The sequence below is a fragment of the Flavobacterium sp. NKUCC04_CG genome, from assembly GCF_019345525.1.
In the GTDB taxonomy this organism is placed as follows: Bacteria; Bacteroidota; Bacteroidia; order Flavobacteriales; family Flavobacteriaceae; genus Flavobacterium.
Genome location: NZ_JAHKRA010000010.1, coordinates 60174 through 74181, shown reverse-complemented (window position 1 = coordinate 74181; position 14008 = coordinate 60174). Strand labels below are relative to the sequence as shown.

Genomic DNA, 14008 nt, shown 5'->3' with positions numbered 1-14008 from the left:
AGTTTAATATTACTTATACAGAACCCAAAACCTGCTTTAAATCGGAAATTTGGTTCTCCCATAATAACTTGGATTGATCCACATCATCTTCATCGGAAAAATCGGTGATAGCCAAAGAAACATCTTTAGTAATCTCATCGCGGATAATCTTTATTTCAAAGTAGTACTCTGTGTCATTTCCATCCTCATCCAACCATCTAAACTTAACGCGTTCGTCGGTTTTTTTAGTAACTAATTTGGCTTTTTCTTCTGAATCGTTCCAAATAAAGGTGAAATATTCCCCTCTAGAGTTCACATTATCAGCAAACCACTCAGAAAGACCCGATGGATCAGATATATATTGATATAGTAATTGAGGAGAAGATGTTATAGAAAACTCTAATTCGTATTTAATTTTCATATTCGTACAATTTTTTTTGGAAATATAAACAATTTTAAGAGAAATAAAAAACTTTAAAATTTTATTTAATTTTAAAAGTTTTTTTTGGAAGTTATAAAATAAGTTCTATATTTGCACCCGCATTAAGGAAGTAATTTACTTCACAAATGGCGAGGTAGCTCAGTCGGTTAGAGCGCAGGATTCATAACCCTGAGGTCACGGGTTCAACTCCCGTCTTCGCTACAAACTCCTAATGTGGACATCAAGCGGTTTAAGGAAACTTAAACCGCTTTTTTTATGAGGTTAATTCTCAAATAGCCTTTGTTTTTCAACACCAACACCCACACAATTCGCTTTTCAATTAAAAATCAAATTCTAAAACAGATTAAATGAGTGGCAAGCTTTATATAAAGGGATTATTCTAATCACCAAAAAACTCAAATAAATCCCTTTAAGACCGAAACGCTTTCCCAAGACACCGAAATTCCTTAATGTAGATAAAAGGCTTAAAATCGCCCCATTTCCCTTTCTACTACTGTTTAACAAAGCACATTAAATCTAAAAGTTCGTATACCCCAGCCTATAGAACCACTATTCAAAATAACTACTATGTCAATTCGAAGATTTTTTTCGGATTGAATAATAGGTATTCACCATTTCGCCGATGGGATTATCGGTCTTCCCCAACGCGACGTTTAGGTTTATATACACCTTACCAAGTCAACACAGCTGCCTTTTTACCTTCTCAACTCTACCGCTGTTTATATAATAATTTCATTCACCAAGAAATGAATGTTTCAAGGATTAAAAATTAAGAAAGCACCCCAGGCACAATAACACTGCAATTGATTCCAAATTAGTTAGAAATTATAAGCTTTAATACCAATAAGTAAAAGAAATACTCCTTTAATTTAAGTCTTGTTTTTTTTAACCCAAATAGATCCCTAAAAAATCCTTAAAAAAACCCTATATTTTACATTATTTTTATATATGTTTGCATACCATATAAAAATAAATTATGATTTTACCATCAAATAAACATCAATAACTGATGATTTTCGACAGGTAAGACCAATAAAACAACAATAATATCTAGGTATGAAAAAAATTCTTACACTTACTTTATTTATGTCTCTACTGTTTATCTCATGTAGTAGCGATGATGATTCACAAGATCCAATCCCGACTATAGCAGCGGAAATTGCACCACCAAAATGGGCTCAAGGAACTTGGTTATTAAGTACTGGAAACATTAAAGCATTTAAATTTACAAAATCAGATTTCTGTCAAGTTTTAAAAAATGATGCAGAATCGTGCTATAAAGAACTTATTTTAAGCCACAACAATGCATTCTTAAAAAATGTTGTAGAACAATCTATTACAGATAGCATCTATAATTTTGCTATTGAATTAAATAACACAAAAACCAAATATCACTTTAGAAGAGGTCCTGATTTAGATACTTTAGGGAACCACCATATCTATTGGATTCAACCGAGTAACAATATCGAAATTCCAGATATGGAATACGAATTAAAAAACACTGCACCTATTTTACCAACGCCTCCACCAACACCGGCACCTGGTCGATAATAAAGCAAAAAAAAACTGGTCTTTAAAAGACCAGTTTTTTTTTATTCATATTGTAACCACACTACATCTTCAGTCATGGTTTTATCTATAAAAGATTCTACTCTCTCGTCCACTATAGTCGAAAAATAAACCCGTTGCGTTTTTCCAATACTTTCTGAAACTCTAAGAAATTTTGGCTCCAAACGCATCTTCAATTGATCATCTAAATCATCAACCACAAACATTTTTAATTGATTGACATCAAATCCTGCTGAGCTAAACATACTGTTTAAACGCTCCATAGTACCTATCAAAATATCATTCCCTTCGGAAAGCATGTTTTTATCGTTATCCAAATCAGTATTGTTATGAACACCATAAACTCGCAAATCCATTCGTTTAGTTAACTTTTCAAAAAGTTCGGTCATCTCCAAAACTTGTTCTTTATTCTTAACTACAACTAAAGCTCTTGTTGCTATTAAATGCGCTTTCTCCAATTTTTGAATTACACTCATCGCTAATGCCAATGACTTTCCTTCTCGCGTTGGCGCCACTATAATGATATCTACACCGCTTTTAATAACGCTAAAACTCTCCTTTTGCAAAGCAGTAGGCTCTATCAAAGAAAGTCCAATCAAGGCCTCTTCTAGCTCTGTATTAATTTTTTTTAATTTCATTTTATCTATTTACTTGCAAATAACTGTACATCTTCTTTTGAAATCTCTTTACCCCCTAAAATAATCAAGCGCTCTACAACATTGCGCAGCTCTCTAATATTCCCAGTCCAATCGTATTCCTGTAATAGCGCAATCGCATCGGATTGAAAATGCTTAACAGCCGTTCCGTACTCCACAGCTATTTTCTCAGAAAAGTGTTCTATCAATAACGGAATGTCTTCCCTACGCTCATTTAAGGCGGGAACCTTAATTAAAATAACAGCCAGTCGATGGTATAAATCCTCTCTAAATCGACCTTCTTCTATTTCTTTTTTCAAGTCCTTATTCGTAGCCGCAATCACCCTTACATCAATCTTTACATCTTTATCCGCCCCTACTCTACTAACCACATTTTCTTGTAACGCTCTTAAAACTTTTGCTTGAGCAGACAAGCTCATATCACCAATTTCATCGAGAAAAATAGTTCCTTTATTGGCTGCTTCAAACTTACCAGCACGGTCCTTAACCGCAGAAGTAAATGCACCTTTAACGTGACCAAACAATTCACTTTCTATCAATTCTGACGGTATAGCCGCACAATTAACTTCTATCAGAGGAAATGCTGCTCTTTCACTTTTTTCATGCAATTGATGCGCGACCAACTCCTTCCCCGTTCCGTTTGCTCCCGTAATCAGAACCCTGGCTTCAGTAGGAGCCACCTTCTCAATCATATCTTTGATTTTTGCCAATGCAGCACTCTCCCCTATGATTTCATAGTTTTTACTAACCTTCTTTTTTAAAATCTTATTTTCAACAACTAAATGTTTATTATCTAAAGCATTGCGCACCGTATTCAATAAACGATTTAAATCTGGCGGTTTTGAAATATAATCAAAAGCCCCCAATCGCATGGTATTTACTGCTGTTTCTAAATCACCGTGACCGGATATCATCACCATAGAAATTTCAGGTTTGATTTTTTTTACTTCAATCAACACCTCTTCACCATCCATCTTAGGCATCTTGATATCGCAAATAACCAAGTCATAATCTTCCGCCTGTATCTTTTCTAATCCAGCAAGTCCATCTTCCGCTTCATCTACCCTATAATTTTCATTTTCCTCGGTTAAGATACGAGTCAGTACCCTTCTTATAGAAGCTTCATCTTCTATAATTAATATTTTAGATATTTTCGACATCTTTTTATTGTTATTAAAATAGATATTATATGCTTATACTTAATATTTTAACCACTTATACAATTCTTTCCACGATGGGCGTTTTCCGTACATCAAAATACCAATTCTATATATTTTTGCCGCCAACCATACGGTCACAATAAAGGTCCCGAATAAAATCAGTAACGACAATAAAATCTGCCACCATGGCACTCCAAACGGAATACGCATTAACATGACTATGGGCGATGTAAAAGGAATCATCGAAAACACCGTGGCAACCGTTCCGTGTGGATTGTGAATCACAGTAAAAAAGCCCACATACACACCCAACATCAACGGCAACATAATAGGTAGTAAAAATTGTTGTGTATCGGTTTCACTATCTACTGCTGCACCTATTGCCGCATATAGCGAACTATATAAAAAATAACCTCCCAAGAAAAATAGAAAAAAGTAACCTACTAAAGAAAGTATCGGCAATTCCATAATCTCTGTAAGGTAGTTTTGAGCATTTAGGATAGCATTTTCAGATACAACGCCATCTAGCGGAACATTGGCTACATTCGTTGAAGCATTGATTCCAAATATTGCTGAAACCGCTACTAATAAAATCCCACCAACTATAGCCCATATAGAAAACTGCAAAATACCTGCCAATGAAGTGCCTATAATTTTCCCCATCATCAGTTGAAACGGCTTAACCGATGAAATAATAATCTCAATAATACGATTGGTTTTTTCCTCAATAACGCTACGCATGACCAAGTTTCCATAGATAATGATAAACATCATGATCATATATCCAAAAAGCCCCCCTATAGCAATCTTTATTTCGTTTAGCCCCTTAACAGTAGTCTCGCCAGAAGCTTTTTCCAAAGTCAAATCGACTTTGGCTCTGGTTGCTTCGATTAAAGCCACGTCCATACCCGATTTTATCACGTTATAAGTGGTGATTTCATCGGCTATAATTCCCTCTATATTACTGATAAAACCAAAACTTGGACTGTCATTAGATATGTATTGAATACCGTTTTGTAAAGTAGAGATATCCGCAGCTTTAGGTATGTATAACAAACCTTCATAAGCTTCCGTGATAATACTGTCTTTGATAATTTTAATATCGATTGCAGACAAATCTTGGTATTCGTATAAATCGGTATTTTTAAAGTGTTTTACAAAATAGCCGGTTTCATCGTGTATAGCAATTTTCTTGACATCCGCTTTCATCGTACTGAGATACGTGATAAGAAATGCCAACAAAACAAATATAACTGGACTTAAAAAAGTCATTACGATAAAAGATTTATTGCGCACTTTGGCAATAAATTCTCTCTTAATTATTAAAGATAAAATACTCATTATATTAGCTTACAGTTTGGATAAAAATATCATTAACAGTTGGGATTTTTTCAACAAAATGAGTTACTTGCCCATTGAGTACTAAGATTTGAAGCAATTCATTTGGTACAGAATTACCCAACTCGACTTCCAATTGCAATTCATTGTTTAATGATTTAAAACTCGTGTGGGCTACCTCAAATTTCTGTGTTAAATCGTACATTAACTTTTCGATCTGATTACAAATAATTCCCACTTGATATGTATTGGTTCTAAATTGTTTTTTCACATCGACTAACTTACCTTCAATCAATTTATTGGACTGGTGAATTAAAGCAATATGATCACACATTTCTTCAACACTTTCCATACGGTGGGTGGAAAAGATAATCGTCGATCCTTTTCGTTGTAACTCGAGAATTTCATCTTTTATGATATTGGCATTTACAGGATCAAATCCGGAAAAAGGTTCGTCAAAAATCAACAATTTGGGTTGATGCAAAACCGTCACCACAAATTGTATTTTTTGAGCCATCCCTTTAGAGAGCTCTTGAATTTTTTTGTTCCACCATCCTTGAATTTCAAGTTTTTCAAACCAATATTCCAATTGTCGTTTTGCCTCTACTTTAGATAGTCCTTTAAGTTGAGCCAAATACAGGGCTTGTTCACCAACTTTCATCGTTTTATACAAACCGCGTTCTTCCGGCATATAACCAATATGTTTGATGTGTTGGGGCCCTAAGGGTTCTCCATCTAAGAGAATCCTGCCTTCATCAGGAAGGGTTATTTGATTAATAATTCGAATTAAGGATGTTTTTCCCGCACCATTTGGACCTAGTAATCCATAAATACTTCCTTGAGGAATACTTAGAGAAACTTGATTAAGGGCCGTTTTATCGGCATAGCGTTTAACAACATTTTGAACTTCTAAAATCGGATTCATTATGATCGTAGGGTTTATTTTGTAAAAGTAGTTTTTTTTATCTATATTTAGAATATGGAATGGATTTCAATTCAAAATGGGTAAAAAAAACCCATCCTTATTTAAAAATAAATAAGGATGGGAAAAATTGCTATGAAAAAGAAAATCCACCGTTTTATAAGTGTTGTCCAAATATAAAACTTTTTTTCCATATTACGAAAACATTTCTTTTACTTTTTCAAAAAAAGATTTGTCAGATTTTCCGGGATGCGGGATAAAATTCTCATCCTCTTTCATCCTTTCAAAAAATTCTTTTTGTTCTTTATTTAGTGTTTTTGGAGTCCATACGTTAATATGAACCAACAAATCACCTGTGCCATAACGATTAACGCTCGGCAATCCTTTACCTTTTAAACGAAGTATTTTTCCCGATTGTATACCTTCTTCGAGTTTAATGCGCACACGTCCATTAACGGCTTCAATTTCTTTAGAACCTCCTAAGGCCGCTTCTGCAAAACTAATATACAAATCATAATGGATATTCTCACCTTCTCTTTTTAATTTTTCGTGCTCGATTTCTTCGATAACTACAATTAAATCTCCTGGAATACTATTGCTTCCCGGTGCTTCGTTTCCTTTTCCAGAAACTTTTAATTGCATACCGTCTACTACTCCAGCAGGAATTTTGATTGGCACAGTTTCTTCTTCCATCACCATTCCTTGTGCATCAGCACCTGCGGGTTTACTGTCCAAAATTTGTCCAGCACCACCACAAACGTGACAAGGGGCAGAGGTCTGCATTCTTCCTAAAATAGTGTTGGCAATTTTAGTTACTTGTCCCGTACCGTTACAGGTAGGGCAACTTTTAAAAGTTACTCCTTTAGCCTGAACTTTTCTTTTGACTTTCACTTTCTTTTCGACACCATTAGCAATATCTTCTAAGGTCAATTTAACCTTGATACGCAAACTAGCTCCCTTAACTCTTCGTTGCTGAGCACCACCGCCGAAACCGCCGAAACCGCCACCGCCGAAAATATCTCCAAATTGACTAAAGATATCGTCCATATTCATATGATTACCGCCACCGCCGCCAAAACCGCCACCGCCATCAAAGGCTGCATGTCCGTATTGATCATAACGTGCTTTCTTATCGGGATCGCTTAATACTTCATAGGCTTCTGCCGCAAGCTTAAATTTTTCCTCAGCTGTTGCATCACCTTGATTTTTATCAGGATGATGATCAATAGCTTTTTTACGATAAGCTTTTTTTATCGCAGCAGCATCTGCGTTTCTATCAATACCTAATATTTCGTAATAATCTTGTTTCATTTGAAATCTATTATTTTTTATGTAATCTTAAATTTTATTGTCCTATAACAACTTTTGGAAATCTGATGATTTTATCACCCAATTGATAACCTTTTTCAATTACATCTACTATTTTTCCTTTCATTTTATCTCCTGCAGGAATCTGGGTTATGGCTTCTGCACGATCAGCACTAAAAGCATCACCTTTTCCAACCCCAACCTCAACAAGTCCTTTAGAAGACAATATGTCACGGAATTTATTTGAAATTAAAGAAACTCCAACCAAATTTTCTTCACTTTCTATCTTTGCCATTTCAATCAAGGCTCTGTCAAAATCATCTAAAACTGGCAATAAAGCCACTAAGACTTCTTCATTGGCAGTTTTAAAAAGCTCCATACGCTCTCTTGAAGTACGTTTTTTATAGTTTTCAAACTCAGCAAATAACCGCAAAAATCTGTCTTTTTCCTTCGTTAACTCATCTTCAATGCTTAACTCCGGAACTTCAACCTCTTGATTATTATCAAGGTTATCAACGGTATTTACTTCTTGAACCACCTCTTCTTGATCTTTGTTAATGTCTTTGTTTTCAGTGCTCATATTATCAACTTTTATTTTTTTTCTATTATACTACATCTTTACTATACAAAAGTATTGCCAATTTAGCGGAGCGTGCCAATTTGACACTATAACTGCCTTAAAAGCGGAAAATAAAACGTTAATTGGCCTTTTTTTTAATGTTTTTTTAGTCAAATATTCATATAAATTTGATATGTTTGCTATAAATAAAATCAAATTTAACTATGAAAAAAAATGTAATTACTTTATTTGCCTTTGCTGCTTTAAGTTTGACAGCATGTAAAAATGAGCCGAAAAATACGGGAGATGCAACTGAAATTACTGAAGGTACAGAAACATCTAAAGATGCGCTAACTTATGCGGTTGCTGCTGCTGATTCTAAAGTAGAATGGACTGGTGGGAAACTTACTGGAGGGAAACATAACGGAACTATAACTATTGCCAACGGTGAAATCCATGTAAAAGACGGTAAAATCGAAAATGGTAAAATCGTTTTTGATATGAAATCTATTTCAGTAGATGACTTAAAAGCTGGTGACGGAAAAGAAGATTTAGAAGCTCACTTAAAAGGAACAGGTAAAGAAGAAGCTACGGATCATTTCTTTAACGTAAACAAATACCCACAAGGAACTTTCGAAATTACTTCTGTAACCGAAGAAAATGGTAAAAGTATTATCGCGGGTAACTTAACTTTAAAAGACATTACTAAAGCGATTAAATTCCCTGCAATGATTACGACTGCAGACAATGAAGTAATGATACATGCTGACGAATTTGCTATCAACAGAACGGATTGGAAAATCAATTTTAATTCAAACTCTGTTTTTGATAACTTAGGAGACAAAGCCATCAACGACGAAATCCTAATCAAATTACACGTTAAAGCAACTAAATAATTTTTTTATCAATAGAAAAAAGCTGTCTTATAGACAGCTTTTTTTGATATTAGGACTTTGTAATATATCGGTTTGAACAAAAGGACATCAAACCAACTTAGTATTTCTTTAAACCTTATCGGATTGTTCTCTTATTTCAGCAAATTATGTAAAGCATCTTTAAGATTAAGGTATTTAAATTCGTATCCGCTCTGTTGTATTTTATCGGAACTAACAATTTGGCTTGCGGTGACTAAGACTTGCTGCTCTCCGAGAATCAACCGCAATAAAAACGTTGGAATTCTAGGCATTAATATGGGTTTATGTAAAATGGTTTTTAATTCCTGTATCAACTTACCTTGTTGTATTGGCATAGGTGAAACGGCATTGAACACCCCCTTCAATTGATGGCTGATAGCAAACTCCATCATATAAATTAAATCTTCGCGATGGATCCAGGAATGCGTTTGCACACCCGATCCCAAAACAGCGCCGTAATAACGTTGAATTGGCTTCACCAACTCAGGCAATGCGCCATCATTTTTTGACAATACCATTCCGATCCTAAAAAGACAAACCGAAATATCTAAAAGCTCAAACTTTTTATTCTCTGCTTCCCAAAGTTGAACCAAATCCCCAAGAAAACCTTGGTCAATCAAAACAGAATCCTCGTGATGTACATAGTCTATACTATCTTGATATATCCCTATTGCAGAGGCTCCAACGATTTGCTTAACCTCGTTTTTTTGATTTTTTAAAGTTTGAAATAAAAACTCCGTAGCCAATACTCTACTTGAAATCATCAGCTCTTTATTTTTCGAAGTCCAGCGCTTAGAAATACTTGATCCCGCTAAATGCACTATAACTTCAACACCCTCTAAAGCTTTTAAATCAAAAGCAGATTTCGCGGGATTCCAATAAAATCCATGATAACGTGCGGCATCTTTAATTTTATCCCGGTCTGTAGTTACGTAATTTACCGTATAACCTTTACTCAGCAAATAAGAACTCAAGGCACTACCTATAAAGCCCGTGGCACCTGTTATCAATACTTTCATAAATTCTTATTTTTTAGGGGGTTTTACTTTAATTGTCCATTCGAAATTCATTTCCGAAACCACTTCATTGTTTTGATTACGCCCTATGGACTGCATCCAAAAAGTCTGTCCCTCTCCAGTGGCAATAGCCTCTTTAATAGCCAACTGAACCTTTTCACCATCGGCGCATTCAAAATAAATTCGCCCTACTGCCTTTTTGGTAAATCGACTGTTATTTTGAGCAACCAGCATTGAAATATTGGCTTTACTCGCTTGTATGTGGTCCATGACTAAAGCACCTGTTGATAATTCTGCTGCCATGGCCTGAACTGCAAAATACATGGAACGAAAGGGATTTTGATTGACCCAACGGTATTTGACCGTCGAAATACACTTAACCGATGAAATTTCCTTAACCCTTACTCCAGTCCAATAGGCAGCGGGTAATTTCATAAATAAATAGCTATTCAGCTTTGAAGGCGTAAGTTTCATAGTATAAAAATATTATAATTAAGGCCGTTATACAGAACATCAATATATAGAAAAAAACATTCGCAATTCGACCTTAAGCCGTTGAAAAACCTTGACTTTTTTATAAAAATACGAAAAAAAAACCAAGAAGTAAAATTATTTAAAAAGTTAAAATAAAGTTAATTATTAGTACCTTGCAATACAAAGTACAGTCCTTTGTACATATCTTTGCATAAGAAACATCGAAACATTCTAAAACCATGAATATAGAAAACACTAAAGCGCAGATGCGCAAGGGTATTTTAGAGTTCTGCATCCTTTCCATAATGCAAGGAAGGGACTGTTATACTTCTGAAATATTAGACGAGCTTAAACAAGCGAAGTTGCTAGTTGTTGAGGGAACGATATATCCCTTGCTTACACGACTAAAAAACGATGATTTACTCAGTTATCGCTGGGAAGAATCCAACGCAGGTCCACCGAGAAAATATTATCGTTTAACCGACCTCGGACAAGAATTTTTAGTAGAATTAGGTAAAACATGGACCGAATTATCCGTAGCAGTAGAAAAAATAACCACTAACACTCAATCTCATGAATAAGACCGTAACTGTAAATATAGCTGGAATCATTTTTCACATCGATGAAAATGCATACAACAAATTAAATCATTACTTACAAGCGATTAGAAATTCGATTAATATGGAAGGTCGTGAAGAAATCATCCATGATATTGAGAGTCGAATTGCCGAATTATTTAGTGAGCGTATTGATGCAAACAACCAAGTGATTATTTTGACGGATGTCGATTCTATAATTCAAATTATGGGAGAGCCTGAAGCTTACAGAATAGATGATGAGGAACCCCATACTTACAGCCAACCTCATACTTCAAATACTTTTTCACGAAAATTATATCGTGACACAGATAAGAGAGTGCTCGGTGGTGTATTAGCAGGATTGGGACATTATTTTAGAATAGACCCTGTTTGGTTGCGTATTTTACTGTTGATTTTAGTGTTCTTCTATGGAACAGGCGTATTGGTGTATATTATCCTATGGATCGTGATACCTAAAGCGAGTTCTACGAGCGAAAAGTTAGAGATGAAAGGAGAACCGATCAATATCTCATCCATCGAAAAAAAAGTTAGAGAAAACATTGACTATGTTTCAGATAAAGTAAACAATATCGATTACCAAAAAGTAGGACAGAACATTGGAAAAAACACACTAGCATTTGGAGATTCCGCCGCTCAAATTCTCCGAAGAATATTTGGAATTGGCTTTTTGATTTTTGCTTTTTTCGGTTTTTTAGGTAGTGCTGTAGCGGGTATTGTCGTATCAAACAATAAATGGCATTTTCCTCAAGGCGGAGCATTTGAATTTACACCGGGAGATTTCGCGTTAAGCACCCCACTTTGGGTAATGGGTTTAATCATTTTCCTGATCAGCGCTATTCCATTTATCATTTTGTTTTTACTTGGATTAAAACTGCTCTACAAAAATCTTAAATACGTGGGTTTAACTTCTATTATCCTAGCAGGTTTATGGTTTTTTGCCATCATCGGATTAATTTTCATCACCATGCAAGAAGCGGGAAACAATTCTAAATTCTTATCTACTGCTATCAATAAAGAGTTAAATATTGGAGACGAATTCTTTTCGTCGTCAACGGATTTAATCATCAATAATCAACCGTTAGAAATTTTGTTTGTAGATGATAAATACTTTCAGTCAGCAACAAAAAATGTTGATGAATTTAAAACGACTTTAAACAGTGGGCAAAAAACAATCGAATTAGAACTTTTAGAAACCTACCAAGAAAAACCCTACCTGACAGTTCAATTAGAAGCCCGAAAAAAGGACCTTTTACACACCGAAAGTGCAGAACAAGCAACACCTGCCTATAACTTTGAAATCAAAGAAAACACGCTAATTCTTTCCGATAATTTTATACCAAAAGATAATGACCAATATATAGTTAAAAAAATAAAATTATATCTATATTTATCAGAAAATACATCAGTCCGATTAAACAGTGATTTTCAAGCCTTAATGGATGATGATTTTGTTTTACAACCTGGAGTTCATGTATATAAAATAATCAATCAAGATTTTACTTGTGTGGATTGTAAATAATTGCCTATTAAATAACACTACCAATAACCAATAAATTATGATAGCTTTAGCCTTAAAATTAATTGATTTAGTGCTTTCGTGGATAATCGGATTGCTCTTTTAGAACAACTTACTTTTACAAAAGCAGTTACTTTACAAAACAAGAATGAGCTACCCGGTAGTTGGTTCTTGTTTTTTTTATGGCATAAAAAAAGGGAAGCGACAAAATATGTCGCTTCCCTTGATAAGTTAACACATAAAAACTATCTTCCAGCCTCTTGTTGTGCGTCTTGAACCATTTTCTCGTTAGCAGTAATACCAAATTCTACTCTACGGTTTTTAATTCTTCCCGCTTCAGTATCATTAGATGCAATAGGATCAGCAATTCCCATTCCTTTTGTTTTCATTCTTTTTGGAGAAATTCCTTGTTTAGTCAAATATTGCTTAACTGAATTAGCTCTTTGTCCAGACAATTTCAAGTTGTACTCTTCTTTACCTGTAATATCAGTGTATCCGTAAATCTCGATATCCGTATCTGGATTATCTTTAAATACTTTTACCAATTTATCCAAGTTTGCTTGTGCAGTAGTCGTTAATGTAGCTTGGTTTAAATTGAAATTTACAGAGTTTTCTCCTAAAATCAATTTAATTCCCTCTCCAATACGTTCTACTTCAGCTCCGGGAACGGTTTCCTGAATCTCACGAGCCTGTTTGTCCATTTTATTTCCAATAACACCACCAGCTGCACCACCGATAACACCTCCTAATACTGCTCCAAGAGCACTATTCTTTTTATTACCCACATTGTTACCAAGTATCCCTCCAATAAGAGCTCCACCAGCAGCACCAATTGCAGCTCCTCTCTGAGTTTTATTAGAATTTTGTACGGCATTACAACTTGTAAATCCCACAGAAGTGGCCAACATAGTTCCTGCCATTAAATAAATATTCAATTTTTTCATTTGTAAGTTTAATTTAGTTTATAATATTTTTAGTTGCGTTGAAATTGATATATAACATCCGAAGATTGCCCTCCTACGTTAATCTTGTCCACCAATTGAAAAGAAGATTCGCTCTGATTCGCTATACGCAGTGCATAGCCAGTGGTTACATGCTTCGCTTTTTCTCCTTGATCAACAAATTTAAAACTGAATTCTCCCGCTGGAGAAATCGTCCATTTAAAATTACTGCTAAATTCCGGACAGTTACCTCCAGCATTTAAGCTTAAATTTCCCGAATTATTGTTCGAAACAAAATTCCATTGACTTCCAACAAAACATTTTGAATCTGCAATATTGAAAGAATTTATCTTAACAAATTCTCCACCAATGTTCTTCACATTTGTCAGGGTCCAGTTCCCTTTGATACCTACTTGAGATTTGCTATCCATTGTTGGTTTACAGGAAACCGCGAATAAAGCCATAACGCTCAAAACAATTAATTTTCTCATAGTTACATTTTTTACAAAATTACGTTAACAATAAACATGCCCAAATATAAAATAGCACTTTTTTTTAAACTATTTTCTATACTGCCAATATGGCGCTAATTACAATTTGGTATTCAATTTGTAA

15 protein-coding genes and 1 tRNA gene are annotated in these 14008 nt (G+C 34.7%); 5 read left to right on the top strand and 11 right to left on the bottom strand.

What is annotated here, in order from left to right:
• Nucleotides 1-13: 13 nt before the first annotated feature.
• Entirely contained in the window at nt 14-400 is a 387-nt protein-coding gene (locus KO524_RS09580) for an START-like domain-containing protein (protein ID WP_219293377.1), read from the bottom strand.
• A gap of 148 nt (nt 401-548) precedes the next feature.
• Between KO524_RS09580 and KO524_RS09575 the strand changes: the two genes are divergently transcribed.
• Nucleotides 549-622, top strand: a tRNA-Met gene (locus tag KO524_RS09575).
• An 855-nt stretch (nt 623-1477) separates the two neighbouring features.
• Nucleotides 1478-1972: a hypothetical protein gene (locus tag KO524_RS09570; RefSeq protein WP_219293375.1), complete on the top strand. Its 495-nt coding sequence runs from the start codon at nt 1478-1480 to the stop codon at nt 1970-1972.
• Between the two features lie 41 nt (nt 1973-2013).
• On the opposite strand, the gene KO524_RS09565 is transcribed toward KO524_RS09570, so the two are convergent.
• The 6 genes from KO524_RS09565 to KO524_RS09540 all read right to left on the bottom strand — a co-directional run bounded on the left by KO524_RS09565 (nt 2014) and on the right by KO524_RS09540 (nt 7954).
• The gene (locus tag KO524_RS09565; RefSeq protein ID WP_219293373.1) at nt 2014-2628 is read right to left on the bottom strand and encodes a DEAD/DEAH box helicase; all 615 of its coding nucleotides are present in this window, start codon (nt 2626-2628) and stop codon (nt 2014-2016) included.
• 5 nt (nt 2629-2633) lie between these two features.
• Entirely contained in the window at nt 2634-3797 is a 1164-nt protein-coding gene (locus KO524_RS09560) for a sigma-54 dependent transcriptional regulator (protein ID WP_219293486.1), read from the bottom strand.
• Between the two features lie 48 nt (nt 3798-3845).
• A complete protein-coding gene (locus KO524_RS09555; protein ID WP_219293371.1) occupies nt 3846-5147 on the bottom strand; it encodes an ABC transporter permease in 1302 nt (433 codons plus the stop codon).
• A gap of 4 nt (nt 5148-5151) precedes the next feature.
• Nucleotides 5152-6069 (bottom strand): ABC transporter ATP-binding protein, encoded by a 918-nt coding sequence (locus tag KO524_RS09550; protein ID WP_219293369.1) that lies wholly within the window; start codon nt 6067-6069, stop codon nt 5152-5154.
• Between the two features lie 192 nt (nt 6070-6261).
• Complete coding sequence (dnaJ, locus tag KO524_RS09545; RefSeq protein ID WP_219293367.1) at nt 6262-7377, bottom strand: molecular chaperone DnaJ; 1116 nt, start codon at nt 7375-7377, stop codon at nt 6262-6264.
• A gap of 34 nt (nt 7378-7411) precedes the next feature.
• Nucleotides 7412-7954 carry a nucleotide exchange factor GrpE gene (locus KO524_RS09540; RefSeq protein ID WP_219293365.1) on the bottom strand — a complete coding sequence of 181 codons (543 nt, stop codon included), beginning with the start codon at nt 7952-7954 and terminating at the stop codon, nt 7412-7414.
• Nucleotides 7955-8157: 203 nt separating this feature from the next.
• Here KO524_RS09540 and KO524_RS09535 point away from each other — a divergent pair, with 203 nt between their 5' ends.
• Nucleotides 8158-8829: a YceI family protein gene (locus tag KO524_RS09535; protein ID WP_219293363.1), complete on the top strand. Its 672-nt coding sequence runs from the start codon at nt 8158-8160 to the stop codon at nt 8827-8829.
• Between the two features lie 131 nt (nt 8830-8960).
• On the opposite strand, the gene KO524_RS09530 is transcribed toward KO524_RS09535, so the two are convergent.
• Nucleotides 8961-9866, bottom strand: coding sequence for a TIGR01777 family oxidoreductase (locus KO524_RS09530; RefSeq protein WP_219293361.1), 906 nt, complete (start codon nt 9864-9866; stop codon nt 8961-8963).
• A 6-nt stretch (nt 9867-9872) separates the two neighbouring features.
• Nucleotides 9873-10337, bottom strand: coding sequence for a DUF4442 domain-containing protein (locus KO524_RS09525; protein ID WP_219293359.1), 465 nt, complete (start codon nt 10335-10337; stop codon nt 9873-9875).
• Between the two features lie 239 nt (nt 10338-10576).
• Here KO524_RS09525 and KO524_RS09520 point away from each other — a divergent pair, with 239 nt between their 5' ends.
• Both KO524_RS09520 and KO524_RS09515 read left to right on the top strand, forming a co-directional pair.
• Nucleotides 10577-10918: a PadR family transcriptional regulator gene (locus tag KO524_RS09520; RefSeq protein ID WP_219293358.1), complete on the top strand. Its 342-nt coding sequence runs from the start codon at nt 10577-10579 to the stop codon at nt 10916-10918.
• Complete coding sequence (locus KO524_RS09515; RefSeq protein ID WP_219293356.1) at nt 10911-12455, top strand: PspC domain-containing protein; 1545 nt, start codon at nt 10911-10913, stop codon at nt 12453-12455. Before KO524_RS09520 ends, KO524_RS09515 begins: the two co-directional genes overlap by 8 nt.
• 242 nt (nt 12456-12697) lie before the next feature.
• Here KO524_RS09515 and KO524_RS09510 read toward each other — a convergent pair whose 3' ends face one another.
• Both KO524_RS09510 and KO524_RS09505 read right to left on the bottom strand, forming a co-directional pair.
• Complete coding sequence (locus KO524_RS09510; protein WP_219293354.1) at nt 12698-13396, bottom strand: OmpA family protein; 699 nt, start codon at nt 13394-13396, stop codon at nt 12698-12700.
• Nucleotides 13397-13425: 29 nt separating this feature from the next.
• Nucleotides 13426-13884 carry a lipocalin family protein gene (locus KO524_RS09505; protein WP_219293352.1) on the bottom strand — a complete coding sequence of 153 codons (459 nt, stop codon included), beginning with the start codon at nt 13882-13884 and terminating at the stop codon, nt 13426-13428.
• Nucleotides 13885-14008 lie beyond the last annotated feature (124 nt).